This is a genomic window from Streptomyces chiangmaiensis (assembly GCF_036281785.1).
In the GTDB taxonomy this organism is placed as follows: domain Bacteria; phylum Actinomycetota; class Actinomycetes; order Streptomycetales; family Streptomycetaceae; genus Streptomyces; species Streptomyces chiangmaiensis.
Genome location: NZ_JAYWVC010000030.1, coordinates 33,107 through 60,016 on the forward strand (window position 1 = coordinate 33,107; position 26,910 = coordinate 60,016).

Here is a 26,910-nt window from a genome sequence, read left to right on the forward strand (position 1 = left end):
CACAGCCGGCTCAGAGGTGATGCGTGGCGCTGGCGCTGAAGACGGCGATGTCACGCACGATTCGCTCCTCGCACGACCGGTCCTCATCACCGCGCCACGGGCGCCCGCGTCAGCCGCTTCTGTGCCATCGGCGTCCTCGACCTGCCAACACCGGGTTCCGCCAAGGGACATGGCGGGCACTCGAAGTACAGAAAGGAGGACTGTCGACATGACGACGTCCACGAAGCAGGCGCCCGAATCGACGTCCGTGAAACGACCGATGCCCGGGTGGGCCAAGGCGGTCATCGCCATCGTCGCGGTGCTCGCGGTGCTGTTCGCCGGGCTGCGGCTGAGCGTGCTGCCCGGGCTGCGCGACCTGTTCGGCACGGACACGCACGACCGTTCGGGGCCCGCGCTGCTGAGGTCCATCCAGGACATGAGCCGCTACCACGCCGCGTCCGGCAACTTCCAGGTGGTCGTCGACCTGGAAAAGGACTCCAGGTTCCTGCCGTCGGCGATCCGCGGTACCCGCACCCTGTACGTGGGCGCGGGCACCGTCGACGCATTCGTCGACCTCGGCAAGGTCGGCAAGCAGGACGTGTCGGTCAACGGCGACCGGACGTCCGCCACACTGCGGCTCCCCCACGCGGCGCTGGGCAAGCCCGCCCTCGACCCCGACCGCTCCTACGCCGTCTCCAAACAGCGAGGTGTGCTGGACCGCCTCGGCGACCTCTTCTCGGACAACCCCAACAGCGAACGCGCCGTGCAGAAACTGGCGGTTCAGCACATCGGCGAGGCCGCCGAGGAGAGCGGACTGACCGATCGCGCCGAGACGAACACCACCAGCATGCTCGGCGGACTGCTGAAGTCCCTCGGCTTCAAGGAGGTGACGGTGTCTTACGGCACCTGAGCGCTGCCCCGGGTTCTCAGCCGTCCAAGAGCCCCGGCTGGACGGGATGTCTGCTCCTCGGAAGGCGACTCGGGCGCGCCGTGCACGCTCGCGAGCGCGCCCGGTCCTGAGGCGGCGGTCCGTGCGCCCCTTCGGCAAGCACAAGTATTGGTCCATACCTGGTTCTTGACGTTCCCTTATTTCACCTCTTGAATCAAGAGGCGAACCAACGCCCCACGGAACCCGACCGGCACGGCCGTCGGTCCCGCCCGCGCCGGCACCCCCACCTCAGTCGGCCCACCCGTGCACGGGTGGCCGTGGAAGGGAGCGTCATGGACTCCCCGCGTCTGCTCCGCAGATGTCTGCTTGCCGCGCTCTCCGCGGTGCTCGCCGCGTCGGCCTTCACCGGCCCGGCCCACGCGGCACCGGAGGCAGCGGAAGCGACCGTCTTCTCCGATACCTTCGACGGCGCCGCCGGATCGGCCGTCAACTCCTCCAAGTGGCAGATCGAGACCGGCGACAACGTCAACAACCATGAGCGGCAGTACTACACATCGGGCAACAAGAACGCCGCGCTGGACGGGCAGGGCCATCTGGTGATCACGGCCCGCCGCGAGAATCCGGCGGGCTACCAGTGCTGGTACGGCAGCTGCCAGTACACCTCGGCCCGGCTCAACACCTCGGGAAAGTTCACGGCGCAGTACGGCCATGTCGAGGCCCGTATGAAGATCCCGCGCGGGCAAGGCATGTGGCCCGCGTTCTGGATGCTGGGCAACGACATCGGACAGGTCGGCTGGCCCAACAGCGGTGAGATAGACGTGATGGAGAATGTCGGCTACGAGCCCTCGACCGTCCACGGCACCATCCACGGGCCCGGGTACTCGGGCTCGGGCGGCATAGGCGCCGCGTACTCGCTGCCGAACGGCCAGGCCTTCGCCGACGCCTTCCACACCTTCGCCGTGGACTGGGCACCCGACTCGATCACGTGGTCCGTGGACGGCACGGTCTACCAGCGGCGCACCCCGGCGGATCTGGGCGGGAGATCCTGGGCGTTCAACAAGCCGTTCTTCCTGATCCTCAACCTCGCCGTCGGCGGCTACTGGCCCGGCGATCCCGACGGTTCCACCGTGTTCCCGCAGCAACTCGTCGTCGACTCCGTGACGGTGACGACAAGCAACAACTCAGGCGGTACCGGGGTGCCGATCACCGGGCTCGCGGGCAAGTGCGTGGACGTGGCGGGGGCGAACCCGGCGAACGGCACCCCCGTCCAGCTCTACGACTGCAACGGAACCGCCGCTCAGAAGTGGACGGTGGGTTCGGACGGCACGCTGCGCGCACTCGGCAAGTGCCTGGACGTCGTCGGCAACGGCACGGCGAACGGCTCCAAGGTCCAGTTGTGGGACTGCACGGGAGGGCCCAACCAGAAGTGGACGGTCACCGGGGCCCACGACATCGTCAACCCCCAGGCGAACAAGTGCCTTGACGTGACCGACTACAACTCCGCCAACGGCGCCCGGCTGCAGATCTGGTCCTGCTCCGGTGGTGCCAACCAGAAGTGGACGGTCGGCTGATCATCACCGGTCGATCACGATGAAAGGCCCGTCCGCCCGTGCGCGCCGCGGGCGGACGGAGTCGTCGCGGCGGCCCGCCGTGGGTGGGCCTCACGCGTGCGTCGCCGGTGTCGTTCCGGCCCCGCGGCGCACCGCGCCGACCGGTGCACGACGCACCGGACCAGCGCCTAGTGCACGTACCAGGTCAGCTTGTCGCCGCCCACCCAGCGGATCACTTCCGGGTCGTCGAGGTCGTGGACCGGCACTCCGGCCTCCGAGGCGACGTCCAGCACGTCGACGAGCGATCTCGCCCGACCGACCACCTCACCGTCGACTTCCACGATCCGGAACGGGGGCGTGCCGGGCTGGACCCCGAGCACCGTGACACGTGGATGGGAGATGTGCGGGCTTGCTATTTCGGTCATGAATAGAGGGTAGAACGCATCGCGGCTCCTCAGCCGCTGAGGGGTGGGTCTGCGGCCGTCGGGTCGGCCCCGCCCAGGCCGCCCGGCCCCCGGTCCCTCGGCCCGCCCGGGTGACGTCGTCCCCTCCCCGCCCCGCCGTGCGGGCCGGACGCCCCTGGGCAAGGCTGGGGTGAGGAGGTGCCGATGGATTCCGTCGAAGCCCTGGACCGGATCGCGTTTCTGCTGGAGCGGGCCGGGGCCCCGACCTATCGCGTACGGGCCTTCCGCACCGCTGCCGCCGTGCTGTCCGCGCTGCCCCGGCACGAGATCGCCGAGCGCGCCGCCGCCGGGACGCTGGAATCCCTCAAGGGCATCGGTCCGAAGACGGCCCAGGTGGTGCGGGAGGCGCTGGCGGGGCAGACCCCCGGGTACCTGGAGAAGCTGGAGCTGGAGACCGGAGCGCCCCTGACCCACGGCGGCGAGCGCTTGCGGGCATTGCTGCGCGGCGATTGCCATCTGCACTCCGACTGGTCCGACGGCGGCAGCCCGATCGAGGTGATGGGCCGGACGGCCGCGCGGCTCGGGCACGAGTGGGCCGTGCTCACGGATCACTCGCCCCGGCTCACCGTGGCCCGTGGCCTGTCCGCCGAGCGGCTGCGGGAGCAGCTGGAGGTGGTCGCCGCGCTCAATGCGCGATGGGCGCCGTTCCGGCTGCTCACAGGCATCGAGTGCGACATCCTCGACGACGGCTCGCTGGACCAGAAGCCGGATCTCCTGGACCGGCTCGACGTCGTGGTGGTCTCGGTCCACTCCAAGCTCCGCATGGACGCGCGGTCGATGACCCGCCGGATGATCGCCGCTGCGCGCAACCCGCTCGCCGATGTGCTCGGCCACTGCACGGGACGGCTGGTCACCGGGCGCGGTCGCCCCGAGTCCGAATTCGACGCGGAGGCGGTGTTCACCGCATGCGCCGAATCCGGTACGGCGGTGGAGATCAATAGCCGGCCGGAGCGGCTGGACCCGCCGCGGCGGCTGCTGCGACAGGCGGTCGGAGCCGGGGTGCTGTTCGCCATCGACACCGACGCGCACGCACCGGGCCAGCTGGACTGGCAGGTCCACGGCTGCGCCCGGGCCGAGGAGTGCGGGGTGCCTCCCGAGCGTGTGATCACGGCCTGGACCGCCGACGAGCTGCTGGCCTGGACGCGCGAGCGGACGCCACCCACGCGTGTGGTGGGCACCTGACGTGGTACCCGGCCCCGTACACGAGGGAGGACTGGACATGGGACGGGCGGCCGTGTTCGACGTCGACGGCACCCTCGTCGACACCAACCATCTGCACGTCACGACGTGGTGGGAGGCGTTCCGGCAGGCGGGCCACCAGGTGTCGATGCACGCCATCCACCGATCGGTGGGCCTCGGCTCGGAGGATCTGATCGCCCACCTGCTGGGCGGCCGGGACCGGGACGAGGTCGCCCTGCTCGTCGCCGCGCACACGGCCCTGTACGGAACGTTCTTCGACCGTCTGCCGCCCCTCAAGGACGCCGGGCGGCTGCTGCGCAGGCTCGACCACGACGGCTGGAACGTCGTGCTCGCCACGTCGGCCGGCGGGCGGGAACTGTCGGCGCTGCGCCGTGCCATCGGCGCGGATGACGCCATCGCCGCGACGGCGAGCGCGAACGACATGGAGTCAGGCATGCCCGCACCCGAGCCCGTCGAGCACGCCCTGGAACTGGCCGGCGTCCCGCCCGAGGCCGCCGTGTTCGTGGGCGACACCGTCTGGGACATGCGGGCGGGGACGCGAGCGGGGGTGACGTGCGTCGGTCTGCTGTCCGGCGGCATTCCGAGGGCGGATCTGCAGGAGGCCGGAGCCCGGGCCATCTACCGGGATCCCTCACATCTGCTCGCCATGCTGGCGGACAGTCCGCTGGCGCCCGACACCTAGGTCCGACTCTGTATCGGGCACACCCGGGTGGTGAGGTACATCACAGCGAAGTAACCGGTTTTCCGGAACAGCGACCAGTAGTTTCTCGTTGACGCAGCCGTGGGAGCGGACAGAACAGTGTCCCCGGGCCTCATCTCTCGCCCACAGGGACGATCGTTCGGCTGAAGCCCTGTGGAGCCTTTCGCCGAGGGGTGACCGCCGTCCGCGCCCACCACCGACTGCCCCGACCGTGATTCCCCCGTCGCGGTCGGGGCTTTTTCATGACCACCGCAAGGGTGGCGCCTGCTTGAGTTCGAGCGCTCCCGAATTCGCAGCGTGCGCCGCATGAGCACTCCACGCACAAGATCGGATCGGGTTTCGGTGCCAGGAGCACCGCGCCGCCGGCCGTCGTCGAAGCCCGTGGAGTGCTCCAACTGGCCGATCAGAAGATGGATCCTGAGGCCCGACAGGTATGCGCCGTCGATGTCGAGGGCCGTCACCTCGTGGCGCCCCCTCGGCAGTTCGGGCCGGTCGTTCCGCGGTCCGCACCACCTGCTTCGTACCGGCGCCCGCCAGGAAGTACGCGTACGCGAACCCCCACGGCCCCCTTGTCGGACGAGGCCGCGAGTACCGCGGGGAGCATCGGCGAAACTCCCGGGCGGCGTCGTGGCATCCACGGAAATGTGCAGCAGATCGGCGAGGTTCAGCCGCTCAGCGCGGCGTCCTCTCCTCCAGTGCCGTCCGCCATGCCGGCGGCCGCCCCTCACTCGCGGGCTCCGCGCGCCGGCCGCCGCGCGCGAAGAAGTCGGCGAGCGGCAGGATCGCCGCACCGACCGTCACGGCGTCCGGGCCGAGCCGACCGAGGTCGATGGAGACCCGCTCGACCGGATACCGCAGGGCGTACGACGTCGCGTACCGGCGCACTGCGGACAGGAACCTGGCCCCGAGCTGGAGGCCCGCCCAGCCACCGATGAGGATCCGCTCGGGCTGGAAGAGGTTGATCAGGTCGGACAGCCCCGCGCCCAGGTACTCGGCGGTCTCCTCCAGAACGGCGAGCGCGACCGGGTCGGCGTCCCTGCCCTCGGGCGGGAAGGCCGCGGCCAGCATGGCGGTCAGCGCGGTCTCCTCGTCCGTGTTCTCCGGCGGCCGTCCACCTTGCTCGCGCCAGCGGTCGAGGAGCGCCTCCGCGCCCGCGTACGCCTCCAGGCAGCCGAGGGCGCCGCAGCGGCACCGGCGCCCCCTGACCCGTACCGTCAGATGGCCCCACTCCACGGCCCGGCCGCTGCCCACCTTCTCGGTGACGAGGCACGCGCCGACGCCGGAGCCGAAGAGGATCACGACGGCGCTGTGAGCGCCTCGTCCGGCACCGAACCACATCTCGGCCTGGCCCAGGGTCTTGGCACCGTTGTCGATGAAGAAGGGGACGGAGTCCGGGAGCCGGCACGTGGACCGGAGCAGGGACTCGACCGGGACGCCGTCCCAGCCGATGGTCTGGCCGTGCACCACAGCGCCCAGGTCCGGGGTGCGGGCCACGATGCCGGGCACGCCGATGCCCACGCCGAGGAGCCGCTCGGGGGCGATGTCGGCGGCGGCCAGGACCTCGGCGATGCCGTCTCGGATATGACCGACGACGACTTCGACGTCGTACCGCTGGTGCTCCAGGGGACGTTCGGTGCGGGCCAGTTCCGTGAGGGCCAGGTCGAACAGTTCGACGCGGACACGGGTCTCGCCGACGTCGACGCCGATCATGTGGCCGCTGGTGGGCGCAACCCTCAGCAGCGTGCGCGGGCGGCCGCCGTCGGAGTCGACACTGCCGGCCTCCTCCACCAGGCCGTCGGCGACCAGCTCGGCGACCACGTTACTGATGGAACCGGAACTCAGTCCGGTCGCCGGGCCCAGTTCGAAGCGGCTCATGGGGCCGTCGAAATACAGCCGCTGCAGCACCTCGGCGCGATTGCCCCGGCGCAGATCGCGCACGGTGCGCCCGTTCCGCCCGCTCATGTGGCTCCCTCCGACCCGTCCCGACCTGCACGATACCCCTGCGCCGGGCCGGGAAGCCCATTCGTCACCGTCTTAAATCAGACCCTAATTTAAGACATGAGGACGATAGCCTCCGGGTTGGTGCACATGTCACCGGTCAGCCTGCCGCTCGCCGGTCGCGCGCCAGGGGGACCCCCGGGCCCGCTCCCCGCCTCCACGCGGGGCCCCCTCGCCGCCGTGAGCGACTCTGCCTGGTGAACCCACGGTGACATACTCCCCTTTCCGCGCTCACAGGTGCATGCGGCCGGGGCCGACCATGGCGTGTCGCCCGCGCCTACGGCCGACCGGTCGATCTCGGCGTCCGGCGTGCGGGTCGAGGGACTCGGGCTCGCAGGTGCGCGCCTAGTATCCGGCCGTGGTGTCGACCCTTGAAGAACTCGTGGAGATGCAGCGTGCGGCGAACGACGCGCAGGCGACGGCCGACGAGCTGCGCGAGAAATACGGTCCGCCCGCTGCCACCCCCTGGACCAAGCAGCAGACCGACCTGTACGAGACCGCACTACGTGCCTGGCGGGACCTCGACCGGGACCTTCAGATCGAGATCACCGAGCATGCGAAGGAGCACGGCAGACCGCGCCGCGAGATCGAGGCGGAGGTGAACGCGAAGGCGAGGCAGCCGGCCGAGGACGCCTGACCGTCCCTGTGCCCGGCCCCCGGCACCGTCAGGGACGAGCGAGATCGACCCGCCAGTCGTTGGACGTGATCCAGTGCCCCTTCGGGTACTCGACCGCGACCGGTCCGAGCAACTCGAAACCGGCCTTGCGGCACACGGTGTTCGACGCGCGGTTCGCGACGTCGGGAAACGCGTGCAGATACCGGTGCGTCCCGCTGCCCCTCGCCACTTCGACGATCTCCCTCGCCGCCCGCGCGGCGAGGCCCCGCCCCTGGAACTCGGGCAGCACCCCCCACCCGGTCTCCCACACCGTGGTGTCCCGCCAGGTCCGCTCCCAGAATCCGATGGAGCCCACCGTCTCACCGGTCTCCGCCAGCGACACCCGGTACATCCGCCCGGCCCCCGGCGCGAGATAGCGCCGATGACGTGCCACGAGCTGCTCCTCGGTCTCGGGGCCGCCGAGGTGCTCGGTCATCTCGGCGGAGTTGGTCCTGCGCAGCAGCCAGAAGTCGCCTTCTGCCCAGGGTTCGAGCCTCACCCGCAGCGTGTCCGTGGTGTCCATGGCGCCCACCCTAGGGCGGGGGTGTGACAACCGGCCCGCGTCGCGCCGGGACCGCCGGATCCCGCCTACGCCCCGGCCGTGTCGCCTTCCGGTGCGACGACGGCCGTGGCGGGACGCCGGGCCGCCTCCGCCGTCCCCGCGCCCGCTGGCGCCCCGAGTCGGGCGAGGCAGTGCCACACCATCTTCACGTCCTGCACCGCGTACCGGCCCGTGCGCGAGGCGTCGCCGATGATCCGGGGATCGAGGTGCCCGCGCTCGGCGATGCGCTCCCCCAGACGGACGTACTCCGGGCCGCGGTAGTCCGCGTGGTGGCGCAGTTCCGCGACGGACAGCCGGTATCCGGGGTGCCACTCCAACGGGCACGGCAGACGCCGCGCGGCTGCCTCGACCGGGGTGTCGTGGTAGCCACCGTCCAGGACCAGGGCCTCCACGTCCCGCTCCAGGACGACGGGGCCGTGCACCTGAGCCTCGATGTAGTCGTTGAGGGCGTCCTGGTCGTCGGCCTCGGCCAGTTCGAGCAGGTGCATCCCGGCGGCCACCCCGAAGTCGGTGGGCTCGGCCGCGCTGTCCGGGTAGCAGAACGTGGCCCTCTCGAGCGCCGCGGCGGTGAGCCGGAAATGGGAGGAGCCGAAACGGGGTGCCGCACCGACCACTTGACGGCGGAAGTTCAGCGCGCCGTACACCGGCCGCTCGTGAGCGGGCGCGTGGTCGTACGCCCGTGCGAAGATCCGGCTTTCCCAGCGCCAGCGGTCGCCGCCGCGGTGGGCCGTGAGCCCGCCGTTGCCGATACCGGTGACGAACTGCGAGCGGTACACGCCGTCCTCGGCCATCGCCTCGAGGATCGGCCGCCCGCGCACGAGCCGGTCGGGGTGGAAGTTGAGCGTCAGCCGCAGACTTCTGCTCAGTCCGGGTCCCGAGGAGCGGGCCGCGACATGACGCAGGGCACGGCCAGCGGCCGTGCCGAGTCCCCCGTCGTAGAAATCCATTGACGCTCCCCCCACGAAGCTGGATAGCTTAGCCATAAACCTAATACCCCTAGGTTCGCGTACGCCCCTGGAGGACTCCTCATGAGACCACTCTCCGAGCAGGACATCCGCAACTCATTTGTCAACTGCTCAAAGGGGGAGGCGAAGCGCCTGTCGATACCTCGGGACCTCGGTGAACGCCCCTGGGACGACCTGGACTTCCTGGGCTGGCGCGACCCTGGGGCACCTGATCGCAGTTATCTGGTCACCGAACAGCCCGACCGGCTCGTCGGCGTCGCGCTGCGCTTTCCGTCGTCGCAACGCGGCTTCCTGCACCGGAGCATGTGTTCGCTCTGTCTGACCACCCACCCGGGGAGCGGCGTGTCCCTGATGACGGCACGCAAGGCGGGAGCGGCCGGGCGCGAGGGCAACTCGGTGGGTGTCTACATGTGCACCGACCTGGCGTGCTCCCTGTATGTGCGTGGCAAGAAGGTGCCCGAGGCCGGGCTCCGCTTCGAGGAGAGCCTCAGCATGCAGGAACAGATCGACCGGATGGTGGCCAATCTGTCCTCCTTCCTCGGCAAACTGCACGTCTGACCCCTCCCGGCCGGGCCGGGAAGGCTCAGACGCGGGCGAGCCCACCACCGATGCCCGCCCGGCGTTCGGAATCGGCCGCGGAGGTGGCCCCGACGGCGCGGCCGCCACCCGACGCCGACGCCGCCGAGCAGGGCCGACACTCCTCCCGGTGACGTGCGTACACGCTCCTTGTGTGGCTGGATACGTTCGTCGCCCGGGTGGAACGGGAAGGCCCCTAGGGATGCGAGATGTGCGTGATGCGTGGGCGACGACATCCGCCCGGATCGGAAGGTGGCACCGGCAGCCCGAGGTAGTCCAGGCGGTGCGCTCGACTGCTGCAGCGACCCTCGCGTATGTGATCGCCCTGCACCTCAGTCCCGAGGCGGCGCCGCTGACGGCGCCGCTGACGGCCCTGCTGGTCGTCCAGGTGACGCTTTTCGCGACGATCACCAACGGTGTGCGCCGGGTGAACTCCGTGGTGGCCGGTGTCGTCATCGCCATCGGTTTCAGCATTCTGGTGGGTCTGACCTGGTGGAGCCTTGCCCTGATCATCCTGGCCTCACTGGCCGTGGGTCATCTGGTACGGGTCGAGGAGTACGTGCCCGAAGTGGCCATCAGCGCCATGCTGATCCTCGGTGTGACCCAGGTGGGCAGTACGGCGTGGGCGCGGGTCCTGGAGACCCTGATCGGTGCGGTCGTCGGCTTGGGGATCAACCTCCTCGTCGCTCCCCCGGTGTGGGTGACTGCCGCCGGGGAGTCGATCGAGGCGATGGCACGGCGCGTACGGCAGCTGATGCTGCGCGTCGGAGAGGAAGCCGCAGGGAGCACACCCGCCTCGCAGGCGACCGCACGGTTGTACGAGGCGCGCCGGCTCGACCATGAGATCGTCGGGGTGGACGCGACGCTGCGGCAGGCCGAGGACAGCCTGAAGCTCAACCCCCGGGTCCGCGAGGGGCTGCTCCACCGCATCGTGCTGCGCACCGGGCTCGACACGCTCGAGATCGTCACGGTGGTGCTGCGAGTGATCGCGCGTACCCTCGCCGATCTTGCGAAGGAGCGGGAAGGCGAGCCGCTGTTCGAGCCCGCGATCGGGGCGACGCTGGAGCGGCTGCTGTCCGAGATCGGCGACGCCGTGGTCAGTTTCGCGGTGCTGGTCACCACCGATGTCAGCCGCAGCGCCGAATCGGCGGAGGCCAGGCTGGCAGAGGAGCTGATCACGGCGGGCGCGACCCGCGACAAGCTGGCCCAGCTGCTGCGGGAGGAGGTCCAACGGGACACCCGTCAGTGGCAGTTCCACGGCGCGATCCTGACCGAGGTCAATCGCATCCTGGACGAGATGGACACCGAGCACCGCACCCGTCGGCTGCTGGAGGAACTGGACCACAACGCCCGGGAGCAGCGCGAGCGCAATCCGCGCCTGGCCAGACTGCGGGACCGTGCGCGCGCTCCTCGCTTCGCCCGGTTGCGCGGTCTTCTGCCGGGCCGGAACCGTCGGGGCTCGCCCTGACGTTCTAGGTGAGGACGAACGATCCGGGCGGGGAAGGGGAGTGCGCATGGAAGCGGTGCGGATCGACGGGGACTCCCTGCTGCTGCCGGGGGGTGTACGGGTCCGCTTCATGCGGACACTGCGGCTGCCGGAGACGGGCACGCACGCGCTGCCGCCGGGTCTTGGCCAATTCCCGGTCCGCCGGGTCGAGGACTACCCCGGAACGGTGCCCGCCGAGTGGCGGGCGCGCGGTGGCGTGATGCTGCCGGTCTATCTGCGCGAGGCCATGTGGCTGGGCTTCGGCACCTCGGAGCCCGCCGCGCTGCAGGTGGGCGTGGGCAAGGTGTGCGCGATCTCGGGCAAGGACTGGAGCTCCCGCCTGAGGCGCCGTCCGCAGAACTACGTCGTGCTGCCGCGCCAGCCGTGGCTCGACGGGATCAATTCCGGCAAGGGGACGGTCCGGCAGTTCGTGGCGGTACCCCTCGGCCTCGGCGCCACGGTCGAGGGCCAGGTCACCGGCGAGGAGACGTGGGGCGGCATCCAGCTGCAGACCTTCCCCCTCAAGGAGGCGCCGCTCGCCCAGTGGCGGGAGGAGGGACGGCGCAAGCGGGAACGTGCGATCAAGGCGGCTCCGTCGGCGCCCTCCGGGCCGTACGGGGGACTTCCGCCCGCCGCCCCGGGCGCCGTACCGGCGCCTGCGGCCATGGCCGCCCCTGGGGGTGCCCCGCGCAGCGCTCCCGCCATGGGGCTCGGTGTCGGCGGGTCGATGCGGCAGGAGGTCTACAAGGACGACTGGCTGGCCGGAAGCTGGGTGAAGGAGCCCGCGGGGCGGGTGTTCGTCCATCTGGTGACGCCCCCGCAGTGGCGCCGGATCACGGGAGAGGCGCCGCCCCCGTCACCGGTGGACCGCGCGGCGTACACGCAGGCCGGGCTGCCGTGGTTCGATTACTACGACCAGGACGGCGAGGACCTCGCGCCCACGGACGCGCTCGATCAGGTCAAACCGGTCGGCGACTGGCTCGGCGACGACCACGAGCCGTGGCGGGAGCCCTCGTCGCACCAGGTGAAGCCACTGGGCGACGCGCCGGGCAAGCCGATCGAGGACGGCGACTGGTAGCCGCGTCCGTTGCGGCGGACGCAACGGAAGTTGCCCGCCTTGCACCTGACGGTCGATGCGCGCCATGGTGGCTGTGACAGCTGAGGCCATCGAATCTCGAGGGGCGGCATGGACAGGCGTGCGAAACCGACGCGGACTTCGCTCGGCGGGGGCTGGAGCAGGCGCCGCTTTCTCGGCGCCGCCACGGCCGCCACCGCGATCACCACGATACCGGCGCCGGTATCGCCCCGGCAGTCGTCGGCCGCGCCCGGGAGCACTCCGGCCGAGGAGCCTTCGCCGCCTCGTCGGCCCTCCGGTCCCCGGCTGCTTTTCGTCGGCACGTACACCTCCGTCGAGGGCGGCGGCAAAGGCATCGGCCTGGCCACGTACGACCCGGTGACCGGCCGGATCACCGGCACCGGAACGCTGACCGGGGTGGCCGACCCCTCGTATCTCGCCGTGCATCCGGACCGGCACACGCTCTATGCCGTCGACGAGCAGGAGGCCGGCAGTGTGACGGCCGTACGCCTGCCCGGGCACCAGATCCTCGGTACCCGGAGCACCGGTGGGGCGGGACCCTGCCATCTGTCGGTGCATCCGAGCGGGCGCTGGCTCCTCAGCGCCAACTACGCCTCGGGCAGCGTGGCCGTGCATCGTGTCGAGGCCTCGGGCGCGCTCGGTGAACGCACCGATGTCGTCACGCACTCCAGCCCGCCGCCCGGGCCCGGCCAGCAGGGACCGCACGCCCACCAGATCGTCACCAGCCCCGACGGCGGCCATGTGCTCGCTGTCGACCTGGGCACCGACACCGTCTACACCTACCGTCTCGACCCGTCGAAGGGAACGCTCACCGAGGGCTCCCGGGCACACACCCGACCGGGGGCGGGCCCGCGGCATCTCACGTTCCACCCGAACGGCCGCTTCGCCTATCTGGCCAACGAGGTCGACGACACTGCCGTCGTCTGCGCCTACGACCCGCCGAGCGGGCGCCTCAGTCCGGGCGACCCGCAGTCCACGGGTACGGGCGAGGGCACCAACTATCCGGCGCAGTTCGTGGTGACCGCCGACGGGTCGTACGCCTACCTCGCCAACCGCGGCCACAACAGCCTGACCCGGTATGCGATCGAGGCGGGCGGCGCCCGGCTGCGCCTGTTGGACACGGTGCCGGTGGGTGGGGACTTCCCACGTCATATCGCGCTGTCCCCGGACGGCCGGTTGCTGTTCGCGGCGAACCAGCGGTCGGGCACGGTCACGGTCTTCCACGTCGACCGCGCAAGCGGCGAACTGCGGCTCGCGGGCGAACCGTTCGCCTCACCGGTCGCCGTCTGTGCGCTGCCTCTGTAGCGCACGGGGACAGGCGCGGGCGGCCTGCGTGAGCAGGGCGTGCATCCGTTCGGTCAGCTGCGCGACGTCGGCGGCGGGCCGATGGAAGGTCAGGCGTACGTCACCGTGGTCGCGCGCTCGCTCGATGCGCAGGGTCAGCCCGTGGCGGTCGACCGCGAGCGGCCGGACGCGCACGGCGCCGTGCAGGCTGTCGGACTCGACGAGGCGGGTGAGGCGCTCGACGGCATCCGGGTGGGCGTCGGCGAGGTGGGTGAGCAGCCTGGCCTCGGCGGTGGCGAGCGGATCGGGCTCGGCGACCGCGTACTCGTCCGGGTCCACGACGACCACGCCGTTCGGTCGGCGCAGTGCAATGCGCGTCGGCCGGAACTCCAGATGCCCTTCTTGGGGCACGCACGAGCCGGCCAGCCAGAGTCGGGCCCGGATCCGGCACCGTACGGGGACGGGCGCGACATCCGCGAACTCCAGCACCGTGGACGGCTCTCCGCGCGGTGCGCAGATCGCCGCGGTGAGCAGCGCGCTGTCCTCGGGCAGGTGCAGCCGCACCCGGCCGTCGGCGGTGACGGTGTGCGCGCCGACCGCCTCCTCCCTGCCGGTCTCCATGGTCACCGCGCAGGAGCACGCCGCGGCCAGAACCGAGCGGGCGCGTTGCGCCGCAGCGGGCGCGGCCGTCCAGTCATGACGGTCACCCATCCTCAACCTCCTTAGGTAAGCCTTGCCTAAATTATCGGAGATCGGGGCGCACGCCAACCGGGCGCATGAACCTGAACGGTTGCGGTCAGCGCGCGATGACTCCCAGCAGCGCGCCGGCACCGGGATCCGCAGGCGTGGAGTGCCGACGCGGAGCGGTTCGACCCCGACCGGTTCGACGCGAAGGCGGTACGGGCCCGGCCCGCGCACACCTTCAAGCCGTTCGGGACAGGGGCTCGGGCCTGCAACGGGCGGCAGTTCGCGCTGCATGAAGCAACCTTGGCGCCGGGCCTGCCGCTGCGCCGCTATGAGCTGCGACCCGATCCCGGCCACCGGCTGCGCGTGGCGGAGCGGCAGACGCTGATGCCGAACGGGCTGCGGCTGCACCTCGACCGGCGGGCCGCTGTGGTGCGCACCCCGGCCCCCGTGGAGGTCGCGTCGTCACTGGCGCGCTGTCCAGTGACCGGGACGCGTGACTGACGCCGGGAGCCTGGTGCCCACGCTGCCACGGGCGGCGTTGATCTGAGGCTGGGTCAGGAAGAAGGCGCCGGTCAGATCGGCCTCGGTGAGGTCCGCGTCCCGCAGATCGGCGCCGATCAGATCCGCGCCGCGCAGGTCGGCAGCCGTGAGGTCGGCGGCGATGAGCAAGGCGCCGCGCAGACTGGTGCCCCTCAGGTCGGCGCCCTTCAGCCGGGCTCCGATGAGGTCGGCGCCCCGCCGATCCGTGGCGCGCCGTCCGCTCCCGGAACGGACGAGCTCACTGGTGCGCAGCAGCAGCACATTGACCTTCTGCCGGTGCGTGCCCACGTCCAACTCCCCCAGCTCTTCAGGGGTCAGCACTGTGAGCCGTTCGGTCTCCTGCAGCAGGCGGCCCAGTTCGCCGCCGACCGGGCGGGCGGCGGGCAGGCTGAGCGCCTCGGTCAAGTACCAGAGCATTTCATGCAGTTGGCGCACGACGGGGAAGACGTCGAACATCCGCCGGGCGTGCTCCGGGCCTCCCGACCGCCAGTCCCGGCCGCCGAAGGTGATCTGGGAGACCTTCTGTCCGGCGCCGAAGCAGTCGTAGACCGTGCAGCCGAAGAAGCCGCGCGGCCGCAGCTCGGCATGGACCCCACAGCGGAAGTCCTCCCCGAGGTTCCGGCAGGGTGTGCCGGCGTCCTTGTCGACCGCGAAGTCCGCCGAGCGGGCGAAGGGCAGTGCGACACAGCACAGGGCGAAGCAGCGGCCGCAGTCGGCGCGCAACTCGGAAAGGCCGACGGGGGTGGCGTGCATGCCGTTCACCCTAACGACCTCGTCCCCCGCAGCGGAAACCCGTTTTTGGGCCGGCCTGCGCGTGGCCGGCAGGGCAGCAGGTGTCCCGGACGGTGTGCGGTACACCGCCATGAGGCCGCGGCGACCCCTCACATCCAGTCGTCGGGTCCCGGGTCTCCGCCCGCCGCCACGGTGGCAAGCCGATCCACGTAGTGCACCCAGCCCTCCTCGTGCGCGGCGCAGGCCTCCGGAGTGGGCAGACCCCGGTGGACCAGGCGCAGCAGGGTGCCCGCGGCCACCGGTTCAAGAGTGATCTCGACCGTGGTCGAGCCGGACGGCAAGGGCATCCCGCCCTCCGCCCAGCCCCAGGTGAAGACCAGCCGCTTGGGCGGGTCGACCTCGACGAACCGGCCCTCGGCCACGTTCTCGCCGGTGATCGTCGTGCGATAGGCACCACCGGGCTCGAAGCGGAACTCGCCGTCCTCGCCCATCCAGGACAGCCATCTGTCCCGGTCCGTGAAGAAGGAGAACACCGTCTCGGGCCGTGCGGCGATGAGCCGCTCCACCGTGACCACATTCCCGCTCATGGGCTCGCCCCTTCGGAGTGATCGCGCCCCTCTTGCTCCGCCGCCTCCGCCAGCTCGGCCAGCGTGTCCAGCTTGGCGGACCACATGGACCGCAGATAGTCCGCGAGCGGGCCCAGGGCCTCATGGTCGGCGCGATAGAAGCGCTTCTTGCCTTCCCGGCGCAGCGTGACCAGGCCGGAGTCCCGCAGCACCTTCAGATGCTGTGAAACGGCCCCGAAGGTGACATCGAACCGCTCGGCGATCTCGCCCGCGGACAGCTCCGCGTCCCAGACCAGGCGCAGAATCTCGCGCCTTCTGGGTTCCGCGACAGCCCGCACCGCATCCATGAGGTCATTTTAGCCGCCGCTACAGCTTGCCAGCGAGCGTCGCATCATTTTAGTCTCCACTAAAGCGAAATCCGACCGGAGAAGGAGCACACGTCATGGCAGACATCGCGATGCAGCTGCACATCGAGGCCGAACCGGACACCGTCTATACGGCGATCTCCACCACCGACGGCATCCACGGCTGGTTCACCACGACCGCCACCGCCGACGAGGGCGTGGACGGTGTGCACGAACTGCGCTTCCCGGGCGTCCCGGAGGCATGGCGCCTGCGCATCGCCGAGGCCGAGCCGGGCAAGCGACTCGTCCTGACCGGCGAGAACGGGCCCTGGACCGGCACCGTCCAGACCTACGAGCTGCTGCCCCGCACCGAGGGCGGCGTCACCCTGCGTTTCACCCACGGCGGCTTCCCCGCCGTCGACGACGCCTACCGGGACTTCACCTACGGCTGGGCCACGAAGTTCGTCCAGCTCAAGACCTACGCCGAGACCGGCGAGCCCGCGCCCTTCTTCACCCGCTGAACCGGCGCCCGACCCCGCCCGCACGACCACCACCGCCGGACCCGCCGGCACACCCGAGGGAGGACCTCCATGAACCCCGACCACAGCACCCTGTACCCCGCCATCAGGGAATGCGCCGACGCCGTCGCCGCCACGGCCACCGGCATCTCCGTCGAACAGCTCGACGATCGCACCCCCTGCGAGAAGTTCACCGTCGCCGAACTCCTCGACCACCTCGGTGGGGCCCTGTCCTCGTCCGTGCGGGCCGCCCGAAAGGAGCCGCAGCCGGGCGACGCCGTCCCGCCCGCGATGTCACCGGACGCCCTCGCGAAGGCCGCCGCACTCGCCGCGGCCGCCTGGGCGGACCCGGCGGCCTACCAAGGGGTCACCGAGTTCGGGCCCGGCGAGATGCCGGCCGCCTTCGCGGCTGCCATCACCCTGCAAGAACTCGCCCTGCACGGCTGGGACCTCGCCCGCGCCACCAACCGGCCGTTCGCCCTGAGCGAGGACACCTCGCGGGTCGCCCTGGGGGTCGTCGAGCAGATCGCCGACCAGGCTCGCGCCACCGGCGGCTACGGCGCTCCCCTGCCCGTGTCCGCAGCCGCCCCGGCCTTCCACCGTGCGCTCGCGGCGAGCGGGAGGAACCCCGAGTGGGACAAGTGAACATGCGAGCCATGAAAAGGGGGAACTGACCGGCCCGAATCTTCGGGCTGCCTTCTGGGACGTCGCGCAGCGTTACCGGTGTTCGGCTGGGGTAGGGAGGCGCCAGAGCCAGAGTTCGGACATGACACCCGCGAAGACGCGGACGTCGTCGTCCGGCCAGGCTCCGATGTTGAGGCCGTAAGGCCATTCGATGTCGGCGATGCCGCCGAGGAGGTCTTGGCGGAGGGCGATCAGGGTGCCGTCGGCTGAGAGGGACATCGTGTCGCGGCCGTCGTAGACGAAGGCGACGTCGGTCCAGCGGCCGGTGGTGACGATGCCGGGCGGGGTGCTGAGGACGTACCACTTCAGGCCGGCGTAGACGGCGCCGAGCAGCGCGCCGTCGGGCTCGATGGAAAATGAGAACGCCAAGTAGCCCTCGATGAGAGTGCGGCGTTCGGAGAGGGCGTCGGCGCGCAGCCTGACACGGGCGCGTATGCCGCCGAGGTTGGTGAGGCTGGGGGCGGGGAACACGACGACGCGGGTACTGCGACCGTCGAACGGCAGGCCGTCCGGGTTTGGTGATGTGGTGCTGTATCCGTGGTTGCCGTATCCGGATGTGTCGGCACAGGTCCCGGACGTGTAGTCGTGGTGGACGACCAGTTCGAAGTCCCCCATCACGGCCACCAACGGTAGGCGGCGGAGATCGCTGCGGCCAGGTCGACGAGCCCTTCTGGTCCCGCCAGTTCCAGCAATCCGGGGAGCAGACCGGGCGCTGACTCCAGCAATTGTGCCCGAGTGCCGGCCGACAGCAGTCGCAGCACGGTTCGCACGTGGTTCAGGACGTCGAACTCACCTGCCGTAACGAGTGGCCCCGTCATGCGCGCCAGAGCGCGTCCCCGCCCGACGGGGTGCGGCAGCGTTTGAGCCAGCGCAACGGCCCTTGCCACGGCCTGCTCAGGGAGCGGCGTCAGCTGGATCAGCGCTGCCTCTCGGTTCTCAGCGGGAAGCGTTGCGATCAACTCAAGTGCCTCTGCGGTCCAGCGTCGTTGCCCGAAGACAAGTGCGACCGCCGTGGTGGCTTGTGCCGACACGAAAGTATCGGTGATCTCGTTGAGCGCCGCTCGAGTTCGTTCCAGGCCCTCCCGCTGTGCCGCCTGGAGCTTGGGCAACGCCGCGATCCTCCCGTGCGGATCGGCGATCTCGGTATGGGTCGCGCGAGTTTGCTCCAGGTCGGCTGTGGCTGCCGCTCCGCTCTCCAGGAACACGGAGATGTGTTCGTCGGGATCGGTGAGGGCGGTGCGGGCTTGTTCCAGGATGCTCGAGATCGCTGATTCGATGCGCAGGAGTGTGGCGACACGGGTGCCGGGGTCGGTCAGAGCGGTGACTTCGGCGTATGCGGCAGGGAGGTTGACTGTGCGGGCGAAGATCTCGGCGCGCCAATGAGGGGATGGGAGGGTGGTGGCCAGTGCTGTGGCCAGGTCGGGGTGGCCTGAGGCGGCCAGGCCGGTGGCGGTGCGTAAGGCGCCGGTCATTCTCCAGTAGGGATCGTGAATCGTCTTAAGGAGCTCTTGGGCCTCGTCGGGGCGGTTCAGGTGGGCCAGTCGGGCGGCCAGAGCCGCGGTCGCGCAGTGCTGGGTCTCAACATCGTTGATGGCGGTGACGGCTGCGCGGGCGGACGGGATCAGGGGTCCAGGTAGGCCGGGGAGCAGGTCTTTGAGGATGCGGGCGCCGCCCGTATCCAGTACCGATACGGCGATCTCCAGGGCCTTGGCGAGGAGCGAGTCGCGCTGGTCGGGGGTGGAGTGGTTGGCGATCGCACCAAGGACGGCGGCGTGCCAGTCTCGGGGCAGGTCGGCCAGGATCGGGGTGAGGGAGCCGGGGGCGGTCGGCAGAGCGAGGCAGGCGGCGTGTGCCCTCAGCACCGAGCCGCGGGTGACGGCGTCCGGGATGGCCGCAGTGGCGTGGATTGCCTGGTCGGCGACGTCGGCATGGGCGGCGATCGCGAAGAGGGCACGGGCGCGGGCCTCGGTGTCCTGGATCCCGAGGGCACAGGCCAGGGCCGAGGCGACGGTGCCGGTCGCGGCCAATTCGGCCACGATCGCGCCGAGCGTGGCGGTGAGCGCTTCCCGGTCGCCGACCAGGAGGGAGATGTCGAGTGCTGCGCGGAGTACCGGTTCGCGCTGCGGTGCCGTTCGCGCCGATTCGGTGAGGAGTTCGGCCCGCCAGCGGGGGGAGCGAACGAAGCGGCTGCCGTCGACTCCTTGACCGGGCGGCAGGCCGAGCATGAGTGTCGCGCGGCCGCGGCTGGTCCGCCTGCGGTACTGCGCGAGGAACTCCACCGGGTCGCTCGGCTCGTGCGGGTCCGCCGTGGTCACGTGGGCGGCGGGGAAGGTCTGGCCCAGCGCGTCCAGGCCGGCCTGCGCAATGTCCCGTTCGTACTGGCGTCCCAAACCTGCGGCGATGCGTCGTAGATCCTCGATGTGTGCGGGTCCGGCGACTTCGGCCAGGCGCAACAGTTCGCCTGTGCGCCAGTAGCCGTCGGGTACGAGTTGGACGCTTGCAAGGGCCTCCCGGACCGCTTCGGTGCGCAGATTCCCGGGCAGCCGAGGCAGCAGCGCGCAGAGTGATTCGGCTCTGATCCGTGCGTCCGACATCTCTCGGGTCAGTTCCAGCGCCTGTGGCGCCGTGACAATCCGGTGCTCGATGAGCATGGCCAGCAGCTCGCTGGGCACGTTACCCGCCACACTGTCGACGGAGGCCGCGATCAGTGCGTACCTCAACTCGAGGGCGAGGCTGCGGGACACGGTCGGTGCTCGTTCGGCCTGACCCCAGGCTCGCTGGACGTCCAGTGCGTATCCGGCGAACTCGCGGCGGGCTCGGTGCGCTTCGTACCAGGCGTTGGCTGTCTCCTCGGCGTGGTCGTCGCGAGGCCATTCGAGTGCCATGAGGCTGTGTAGGACGGCGTCCTGGCTGGCATGGACGAGGTGAGCGGCCAAGTGCCGCAGCCCATAGCCGCCATCGAGGGCAGCGGCTTCGCCGCGCAGTCGTGGCAGCCCGTGGAGAAGATCGCCCCAGGCGGCAAGGTAGCGTTCGGCGATGCGCCGGTGGGCGTCGCGCTGAGCACGGTTCAGGCGCTCAACGAAGAACCGTTCGGCGCTGGTCAGTGCTGTTCCGTCCACCTGACTGGCGATGAATTCGCCGAGGCTGTCGTGGAAAGCCGCGTACCGCTCGTCGGCTCCCTCCCCGGTGACTTGGAGGAAGGGCCGCCACTCGTCGCCGACAAGGTCGGCGGCCCGGGAGGGGTCGGGGCAGCGACTCATCGTGCACAGCAGGTCGAGGGTCAGCGGCTCCCGCGCGGCGGTGATCGTGACGAGCAGTGGCAGATCGACCGCCGACCAGGTGCTCTCGTGGGCTTGCTGCCACTCTCGCCAGAACCGTGCGTAGTAGTGCCACAGGCCGATCGGCAGCGACGACAGCTCGTCGGGGCTGCGGGCTCCGGTCCGCAACTCGGCCAGCACATATCGGAGAACCAGCCACACCCCGCCGCACCAGTTCACGAGCCGGTCGACCACCGCCACAGGGTCGGCCACTCGCTCGGCGAGGCCTGGCGTGCGGAGGGCCCGCTCCAGGTAGGCGCGGATGTCGCTCTGGTTGTCGCGGCTTTCAGGTCGGATCCGGACGACTCGGCGTGGTGCGGTCACCACCATCGGGATGTGGCTCGTGCGTTGTGTGGCCAGCACGTAGACACCAGCGGGCAGGTCGGCCGGCAGCGACAGCGGGTTTTGGTAGGGCAGCGTGGCCGTCTCGTTCAGTCCATCGACGGCGATGACGATCGGTTCCCCGGGCCGCGTCGCATCCCGTTTGTCTGCTGCCTCGAAAAGGACCTCGGTGAAAAAGTCAGGCCGGGAGGCATTCGCCGGCAGCACCCCGCCAACCGCCATCATGTCGAGGTCCCACGCCCGGATCAGCTGAGCGGAGAGGTTCCGTAGCGCCACTCCCACATCGTTCACGTCGGGCATCAGCCGTACGAAGTGATGCACGTACCGCCGTTCCCGTGCGACCCAGGCGAGGAACGCGGTCTTTCCCATCCCGGCCTCCGCCTCGATGAGCAGATAGCCGCGGTCGTTGGTGGCCAGGAAGGCGTCGACGGCCTGCACGAGCCAGGCGCGCCCGGTGAAGTCCTTGAGCGTCAACTCCCGGTATAGCGCCCGGGGGTTGAGGTAGGCCTCAGCAAGGCGCTGGTACTGTCCGACGAAGAACTGGTTGACACCTCCGGTGACGAAGATGCTGTTGATCGCGTCTCCCCCGATCGCGATCGACCCGGCCCCTTCCGCGTGCACGGTCACCGGCAACTCCCGGGCAGGCAAGGCGCACACAACAGGAACACGGTGTCGCCCCCTTCGGCACGCGGCAGTTTCCTCCCACTTTCCCACTCCAACGGTCCTTCTTGATGAGAAAGTAGGAAACCTGTTGAGCGCTATGGACCACGGGGGAAGGGCTCAGGGTGCCAAGACCAAGCGTTCTCTACCTCACTCATCACCTACCCTGGCCGGCCTGCAGCGGGGGGCGGTTACGCGAAGGCCAGCTCCTGCACCGGCTGTCCGCCGACTTCGACATCGAGGTCGTCGCCGTCTCAAAGGATCCCCGTCTCGACCACGCACATCTCGGCGACGCAGAGGCAGCCGGTGTGCGGGCCCGAATCTTCCCGGCGTCGCCGGCCACCGCGCCGGGCCTGAGCTCACACGTGCGTCGCCATCAGTCGCAGCCAGCCCGACGCTACCTGGCGGACCGACTCGCCGCTGCCCCGCCGACCGCGGTGCATGTCGAAGGCCACTACCTGTTCCCTTTGCTGCCGCAACACCCTCATAGCCAAACGCTGATCGTCGAGCACAACATCGAATCGCAGCTCCTCGAACAGCAAGCCGAGTCCGAAGGCGACGTCGCCCTACTCGCCGATGCCGTTCTCACCCGCCGTACTGAGCAGGCCTGCTGGCGGTCGGCGTCTGCCGTCGCCGCGGTCACCGATGACGACGCCGCCCACATCCGCGCCGCTCTCGCAGGACAACCAGTTCCAGTGATCCCCGGTGGCGCAGACCACTTGGACTACTTGCAGGCAGGTTCCCCCTCGGTCGCCCCAAGTGACGCGGGACGGATCGCGTTCGTCGCCAACTTCGGATACCCGCCGAATCTGGACGCTGCCCAGCTCATCCTCGACGAGATCCTCCCCGGCGTCTGGGCTCGCTGCCCCGAAGCGACCATGACCTTCACCGGCATGTATCCGCCTCCCTGGCTGCATGCGGCCGCCGCCGATCCACGAGTTGCCGTCACCGGCTTCGTCCCTCAGGTGACCGATTACCTTGACGCCGCCGATGTGGTCCTGTGCCCGCTGCGCATCGGCGGAGGCGTCAAGATCAAAGTGTTGGAGGCGCTGGCGCGGGGCCGGGCCGTGGTCACCACACCCGTCGGTATGCAGGGCCTGCGGCAACTGCCCGAAGGCTCCGTCGTCGAATGCCTCGACGTTCCAGCGATGATCGACGCCTGTGTCCGGCTGCTGCGCAGCCCCGCCGATCGGGAACTGCAAGAGAAGCGATCACTGCTGGCCGTCCGTCATCTGCCCACCTGGGACACCTCGGCCGAGTTGCTGGCAGCCACCTGGCACAGCCTGGCTGCTTCCCCCGACCCTACGCTTTTGACGGCCGGATCATGAGTGTCGTGCTGCACGTCATCTGCTCGCAGCGGGAGGGAGCGATCGGCGGATCCGACCTGCACGTCATGGATCTGGCGGCAGCCCAGCAGCGACATGGAAAGTGGCAACCGCTCGTTCTCGCCCCGCGCGCCAACCGCGACTACCTCGAACGACTGGCTGCGGCCGGCCTGACAGTCCTGCCGCCCCTGCGGCCCGGCTGGCTGTGGCGACTGCCCGCAGCTCGGGATATCGGCCTAATCCATGGGCACGGCTACGAGGCCAACTACCTGATCGCGGTGTTGCGGACGCTCTCGAGCGCCTGGGCTCAGCTTCCCAGCGTCGCTACTGCGCACGGCTGGATCGAGACCACCCCATGGAATCGCGTCAAATCGCACTGGGACCGGCTCAGCATGCGCTCGGCCGACCTACGGATCGCCAGCGCACACGCCCACCTACCACGCCTGCGGGCCGCCTGCGGCCCCTCGGTCGCGCTGCACAACGGCGTCCCCGTACCGGACATCGCCGACGGCCCTGCCTTCCGACGCGAGCACGGTATCGGCCCCGACGCGACGCTGATCGGCTCAGTTGGCAGACTCTCGTCCGAGAAGCGGATTGACCTGCTGTTGAGGGCGGGGGCGCAGGTCCGGCGGGAGCGCCCCGACGTCCACTTGCTCGTTGTCGGGGGCGGCGCCCAGCACGCCGAGCTGGCAAGGATGGCCACAGCGCTCGGCCTGGACGGACACATCACCTTCGCCGGGGTCGTCAAGGACGTCAGCCCTGCCATGGCCGCCCTCGACCTGCTCGTCCAGCCATCAGACACCGAGGGCAGCCCCCGAAGCATCCTGGAAGCCATGGCTCGCAACCTGCCCGTCGTCGCGACCGACGTCGGCGATGTCAGCGTCCTGCTCGACGGGGGAACGGCCGGGACCCTCGTCCCTCCGGACGACGCTGCCGCATTGGCCGACGCCCTACTCACCCTCATCAGCGACCCCGACCATGCCCGCGCCCAGGCAACGATCGCCCACGCCCGATACACCGAGCTGTACACCGTCGACATCATGCGGGCGAGGATCGACGAGCTGTACGCAACGGTCCGAAGCAACGCCGGCCATCGGCGCCCTTCACTGCACCGCCCCCGCCCCAAGCCCTAGCTCCCCCTGCCCCCTCCCCCGAACCGAGGTAAGACATGGACATCGGCGCTCTGGTCTCCTTCCTCGCCCCGCATCTCCCGCAGTTGCTCAACGCCGTCGCAGGCGAACCCGGCGAACCAAGCCCTGTCACACGGATCTGGAACCGCCTCCGCGGACGCGTCGCCGAGCGCCCCGCTGCCCAAGAAGCCGCGGAGGACCTGGCAGCCAACCCCGATGACGAGATCCTCCGCACCGTCCTGTTCGCCCAGCTCCGCAAACTCTTCACCGACCACCCCGCTCTCGCCGCCGAGATCGGCGCTCTGTTCGCTGAGGCCCAGGCGTCGGCAGGGACGACGAACGTCCACGTTTCCGGCGACCGATCCATCGGCATCGGCGGCAACGTCACCGGCGGCACCATCTCCACCGGCGATACCCACCAGCCCTGACCAGCACCTTGCCCGACGCCTACGACTCCCCGACGGCAGGCTGCAGGCGCTCGCCCGACCTGGACTCGGCCGGGCAGCCGGGTGGCGCTCCTTGGTCAGGCGCTGGGCAGTGGGAAGAGGCAGAAGGACTTTTCCCGCGAGGACGCGGCGAGTCGAAGTTATTGACGCGGGCATGCTCGCGAGCGACAACGTCTATACGAGTTGTGAACATTCCCTGACGTCTTCCCGGGACGGAGACCAGCATGGTGACACTTCCCGCCCTACGGGGAGCCAGCCGGACGCCACACCGCCGTGCTCTCCTGCTCAGCGCACTGCTCGTCCTCACCGCCGGCCTACTCACGACCGCACCCACGACACGCGCCGCGCACGCCGCCGCGGGCTGCACGTCCACCGCGGACTGCCTGTCCAAGATGACGCTGGCTGAGAAGGCCGGTCAGATGACGCAGGCCGCCAACTCTTTCATCAGCAACAAGCAGGACATCGCCACGTACGGCCTCGGCTCGGTGCTCAGCGGCGGAGGCGGCGGCCCGAACGGCGCGGGCGGCACTGCCACCCAGTGGGCCGACATGGTCGACAGCTATCAGAGCTACGCCCTCAGCAGCCGGCTCGGGATACCGCTGCTGTACGGTGTGGACGCCGTCCACGGCCACAACAACGTACAGGGCGCCACCCTGTTCCCTCACCACATCGGCATGGGGGCCACCCGCGACGCGGCGCTCGTCCAGCGCGTGGAGGACATCACCCGCCAGGAAGTCCTGGGTACCGGGATCCGCTGGTCCTTCGCACCCTGCGTGTGCGTCGCCCGCGACGACCGCTGGGGCCGCACGTACGAGAGTTACGGTGAGGACCCGTCGGTCGTCTCGCCGCTCGCCTCGGCGGCGGTCAAGGGTTTCCAGGGCAGTTCGGTCGGCTCGGCCTCGGTCCTGGCCACGGCCAAGCACTACATCGGCGACGGCGGCACCACGTACGGCACCGGCAGCAGCGGCTACCTCATCGACCAGGGCGACACGCAGATCAGCGAGAGCGAGCTGCGCGCCGTCCACCTGCCGCCCTACCAGTCGGCGATCACGGCGGGCGTGGGGTCGGTCATGGTGTCGTACAGCAGTTGGAACGGCACCAAAATGCACGGCGACAAGTACCTGATCACCGACGTCCTCAAGACCGAACTCGGCTTCACGGGCTTCGTGGTCAGCGACTGGGCGGGCATCAAGCAGCTCCCTGACGCCACGTACGCCGACCAGGTCGCGCACGCCGTCAACGCCGGCCTCGACATGATCATGGTGCCGGACGACTACGTGGGCACCATCAACGCCATCGTCACCGGCGTGAACAACGGCAAGATCCCGCAGTCGCGGGTCGACGACGCGGTGACCCGTATCCTCAACGCCAAGTTCGCGCTCGACCTGTTCAACCATCCTTACACCGATCGCAGTTACACTCCGCAGGTCGGCTCACAAGCGCACCGGGACGTCGCCCGGCAGGCGGTCCGCCAGTCGCTGACCCTGCTGAAGAACGACAACGGCGCGCTGCCACTGCCGAAGACCGGCACGTACAAGATCGTGGTGGGCGGGAAGTCGGCCGACGACCTCGGCGACCAGACCGGCGGCTGGTCGATCAGCTGGCAGGGCTCCAGCGGCACGCACACCACGGGCACCACCTTCTGGCAGGCGCTCCAGCAAACCACCGCCGGCACCGGCATCACCCTGCAGAACGTCGGCACCCGCACCAAGGGCAACTACAGCGCGGATGTCGGCATCTGGGTGGGCGGCGAGACCCCGTACGCGGAAGGCAAGGGCGACTCCTCCACCCTCGCCTTCGGCAGGGACAACTCCACCCAGCTCAGCGACATCTGCTCACGCGTCAAGACGTGCATCGCGATCCTCTACTCCGGGCGCCCGCTGATCATCGGCAGCCAACTCCCGAAGGCGCAGGCGTTCATCGCGGCCTGGCTGCCCGGCACGGAGGGCGCGGGGATCACCGACGCTCTCTTCGGCGCGGGTTTCTCCGGCAAGCTTCCAGTCACCTGGCCCACGGCGGTCACCACCGAGCCCATCAACAGTGGCGACGGCACAACGCCCCTCTTCCCCCTCGGTTACGGAATCACGCCCTACTGACCGCGGGCCGCTCCGCGCCGACGGCCTGAGACCGCCCCGAGGCCCACCCGCCCTACGCAGCCGGTGGCCCTCGGGCGGCCTCCTCGGGCCGACCCTGAAAAAGCGCTGCTCCCAGACCC

The 26,910-nt window shown here is 70.1% G+C and carries 25 protein-coding genes and 2 pseudogenes; 16 read left to right on the forward strand and 11 right to left on the reverse strand.

What is annotated here, in order from left to right:
• Positions 1-208 precede the first annotated feature (208 nt).
• On the forward strand, positions 209-889 hold the full coding sequence (locus VXC91_RS12695) for a DUF4230 domain-containing protein (protein WP_329507249.1): 681 nt from the start codon (positions 209-211) through the stop codon (positions 887-889).
• A 311-nt stretch (positions 890-1,200) separates the two neighbouring features.
• Complete coding sequence (locus VXC91_RS12700; RefSeq protein ID WP_329507250.1) at positions 1,201-2,439, forward strand: RICIN domain-containing protein; 1,239 nt, start codon at positions 1,201-1,203, stop codon at positions 2,437-2,439.
• A gap of 167 nt (positions 2,440-2,606) precedes the next feature.
• On the opposite strand, the gene VXC91_RS12705 is transcribed toward VXC91_RS12700, so the two are convergent.
• Positions 2,607-2,843 carry a hypothetical protein gene (locus tag VXC91_RS12705; protein WP_329507251.1) on the reverse strand — a complete coding sequence of 79 codons (237 nt, stop codon included), beginning with the start codon at positions 2,841-2,843 and terminating at the stop codon, positions 2,607-2,609.
• Positions 2,844-3,026: 183 nt separating this feature from the next.
• On the opposite strand from VXC91_RS12705, the gene VXC91_RS12710 reads away from it, so the two are divergent.
• The gene (locus VXC91_RS12710; protein ID WP_329507252.1) at positions 3,027-4,064 is read left to right on the forward strand and encodes a PHP domain-containing protein; all 1,038 of its coding nucleotides are present in this window, start codon (positions 3,027-3,029) and stop codon (positions 4,062-4,064) included.
• A 37-nt stretch (positions 4,065-4,101) separates the two neighbouring features.
• Positions 4,102-4,764, forward strand: coding sequence for an HAD family hydrolase (locus tag VXC91_RS12715; protein ID WP_329507253.1), 663 nt, complete (start codon positions 4,102-4,104; stop codon positions 4,762-4,764).
• 374 nt (positions 4,765-5,138) lie between these two features.
• Here VXC91_RS12715 and VXC91_RS46975 read toward each other — a convergent pair.
• Positions 5,139-5,363, reverse strand: a pseudogene (locus tag VXC91_RS46975) (hypothetical protein); the annotation flags it as partial.
• Positions 5,364-5,454: 91 nt separating this feature from the next.
• Entirely contained in the window at positions 5,455-6,744 is a 1,290-nt protein-coding gene (locus VXC91_RS12720) for an ROK family transcriptional regulator (protein ID WP_329507254.1), read from the reverse strand.
• A 394-nt stretch (positions 6,745-7,138) separates the two neighbouring features.
• Here VXC91_RS12720 and VXC91_RS12725 point away from each other — a divergent pair, with 394 nt between their 5' ends.
• The gene (locus VXC91_RS12725; protein ID WP_329507255.1) at positions 7,139-7,417 is read left to right on the forward strand and encodes a hypothetical protein; all 279 of its coding nucleotides are present in this window, start codon (positions 7,139-7,141) and stop codon (positions 7,415-7,417) included.
• Between the two features lie 28 nt (positions 7,418-7,445).
• Here the strand turns inward: VXC91_RS12725 and VXC91_RS12730 are convergent, their stop codons facing one another.
• Both VXC91_RS12730 and VXC91_RS12735 read right to left on the reverse strand, forming a co-directional pair.
• Positions 7,446-7,958 (reverse strand): GNAT family N-acetyltransferase, encoded by a 513-nt coding sequence (locus VXC91_RS12730; RefSeq protein ID WP_329507256.1) that lies wholly within the window; start codon positions 7,956-7,958, stop codon positions 7,446-7,448.
• Between the two features lie 65 nt (positions 7,959-8,023).
• Entirely contained in the window at positions 8,024-8,944 is a 921-nt protein-coding gene (locus tag VXC91_RS12735) for a DUF3626 domain-containing protein (RefSeq protein ID WP_329507257.1), read from the reverse strand.
• A gap of 81 nt (positions 8,945-9,025) precedes the next feature.
• Here VXC91_RS12735 and VXC91_RS12740 point away from each other — a divergent pair, with 81 nt between their 5' ends.
• The 4 genes from VXC91_RS12740 (at position 9,026) to VXC91_RS12755 (ending at position 13,425) form a co-directional block, all read left to right on the forward strand.
• Entirely contained in the window at positions 9,026-9,520 is a 495-nt protein-coding gene (locus tag VXC91_RS12740; RefSeq protein WP_329507258.1) for an FBP domain-containing protein, read from the forward strand.
• A gap of 220 nt (positions 9,521-9,740) precedes the next feature.
• The gene (locus VXC91_RS12745; RefSeq protein ID WP_329507259.1) at positions 9,741-11,006 is read left to right on the forward strand and encodes an FUSC family protein; all 1,266 of its coding nucleotides are present in this window, start codon (positions 9,741-9,743) and stop codon (positions 11,004-11,006) included.
• Between the two features lie 46 nt (positions 11,007-11,052).
• Positions 11,053-12,102, forward strand: coding sequence for a hypothetical protein (locus tag VXC91_RS12750; RefSeq protein WP_408057375.1), 1,050 nt, complete (start codon positions 11,053-11,055; stop codon positions 12,100-12,102).
• A 108-nt stretch (positions 12,103-12,210) separates the two neighbouring features.
• Positions 12,211-13,425 carry a lactonase family protein gene (locus VXC91_RS12755; protein ID WP_329507261.1) on the forward strand — a complete coding sequence of 405 codons (1,215 nt, stop codon included), beginning with the start codon at positions 12,211-12,213 and terminating at the stop codon, positions 13,423-13,425.
• Here the strand turns inward: VXC91_RS12755 and VXC91_RS12760 are convergent.
• Positions 13,393-14,115 carry a DUF2470 domain-containing protein gene (locus VXC91_RS12760; RefSeq protein WP_329507262.1) on the reverse strand — a complete coding sequence of 241 codons (723 nt, stop codon included), beginning with the start codon at positions 14,113-14,115 and terminating at the stop codon, positions 13,393-13,395. The two genes, VXC91_RS12755 and VXC91_RS12760, sit on opposite strands and share 33 nt — an antisense overlap.
• Before the next feature lie 117 nt (positions 14,116-14,232).
• On the opposite strand from VXC91_RS12760, the pseudogene VXC91_RS12765 reads away from it, so the two are divergent.
• Positions 14,233-14,592, forward strand: a pseudogene (locus tag VXC91_RS12765) (cytochrome P450); the annotation flags it as partial.
• On the opposite strand, the gene VXC91_RS12770 reads toward VXC91_RS12765, so the two are convergent.
• The 3 genes from VXC91_RS12770 to VXC91_RS12780 all read right to left on the reverse strand — a co-directional run bounded on the left by VXC91_RS12770 (position 14,554) and on the right by VXC91_RS12780 (position 16,276).
• Positions 14,554-15,384, reverse strand: coding sequence for a pentapeptide repeat-containing protein (locus tag VXC91_RS12770; RefSeq protein WP_329507263.1), 831 nt, complete (start codon positions 15,382-15,384; stop codon positions 14,554-14,556). The pseudogene VXC91_RS12765 and the gene VXC91_RS12770 sit on opposite strands and share 39 nt — an antisense overlap.
• A 128-nt stretch (positions 15,385-15,512) precedes the next feature.
• Positions 15,513-15,950, reverse strand: coding sequence for an SRPBCC family protein (locus VXC91_RS12775; RefSeq protein WP_329507264.1), 438 nt, complete (start codon positions 15,948-15,950; stop codon positions 15,513-15,515).
• Positions 15,947-16,276, reverse strand: a complete 330-nt coding sequence (locus VXC91_RS12780; RefSeq protein WP_329507265.1) for an ArsR/SmtB family transcription factor — start codon at positions 16,274-16,276, stop codon at positions 15,947-15,949. Before VXC91_RS12780 ends, VXC91_RS12775 begins: the two co-directional genes overlap by 4 nt.
• 95 nt (positions 16,277-16,371) lie before the next feature.
• On the opposite strand from VXC91_RS12780, the gene VXC91_RS12785 reads away from it, so the two are divergent.
• Together VXC91_RS12785 and VXC91_RS12790 are read left to right on the forward strand one after the other, a co-directional pair.
• Entirely contained in the window at positions 16,372-16,794 is a 423-nt protein-coding gene (locus VXC91_RS12785; RefSeq protein WP_329507266.1) for an SRPBCC family protein, read from the forward strand.
• Between the two features lie 69 nt (positions 16,795-16,863).
• A complete protein-coding gene (locus tag VXC91_RS12790) occupies positions 16,864-17,436 on the forward strand; it encodes a TIGR03086 family metal-binding protein (protein ID WP_329507267.1) in 573 nt (190 codons plus the stop codon).
• A gap of 72 nt (positions 17,437-17,508) precedes the next feature.
• On the opposite strand, the gene VXC91_RS12795 is transcribed toward VXC91_RS12790, so the two are convergent.
• Positions 17,509-18,090: a LamG-like jellyroll fold domain-containing protein gene (locus VXC91_RS12795; protein ID WP_329507275.1), complete on the reverse strand. Its 582-nt coding sequence runs from the start codon at positions 18,088-18,090 to the stop codon at positions 17,509-17,511.
• Positions 18,090-21,761: a hypothetical protein gene (locus VXC91_RS12800; RefSeq protein ID WP_329507268.1), complete on the reverse strand. Its 3,672-nt coding sequence runs from the start codon at positions 21,759-21,761 to the stop codon at positions 18,090-18,092. The genes VXC91_RS12795 and VXC91_RS12800 overlap by 1 nt, the downstream gene beginning before the upstream one ends.
• 158 nt (positions 21,762-21,919) lie before the next feature.
• On the opposite strand from VXC91_RS12800, the gene VXC91_RS12805 reads away from it, so the two are divergent.
• The 4 genes from VXC91_RS12805 to VXC91_RS12820 all read left to right on the forward strand — a co-directional run bounded on the left by VXC91_RS12805 (position 21,920) and on the right by VXC91_RS12820 (position 26,791).
• Entirely contained in the window at positions 21,920-23,122 is a 1,203-nt protein-coding gene (locus VXC91_RS12805) for a glycosyltransferase (protein WP_329507269.1), read from the forward strand.
• Positions 23,119-24,252, forward strand: coding sequence for a glycosyltransferase family 4 protein (locus tag VXC91_RS12810; protein ID WP_329507270.1), 1,134 nt, complete (start codon positions 23,119-23,121; stop codon positions 24,250-24,252). The genes VXC91_RS12805 and VXC91_RS12810 overlap by 4 nt, the downstream gene beginning before the upstream one ends.
• A gap of 35 nt (positions 24,253-24,287) precedes the next feature.
• The gene (locus tag VXC91_RS12815) at positions 24,288-24,677 is read left to right on the forward strand and encodes a hypothetical protein (RefSeq protein ID WP_329507271.1); all 390 of its coding nucleotides are present in this window, start codon (positions 24,288-24,290) and stop codon (positions 24,675-24,677) included.
• A gap of 242 nt (positions 24,678-24,919) precedes the next feature.
• Positions 24,920-26,791: a glycoside hydrolase family 3 protein gene (locus VXC91_RS12820; protein WP_329507272.1), complete on the forward strand. Its 1,872-nt coding sequence runs from the start codon at positions 24,920-24,922 to the stop codon at positions 26,789-26,791.
• The last annotated feature ends 119 nt before the right edge of the window (positions 26,792-26,910 follow it).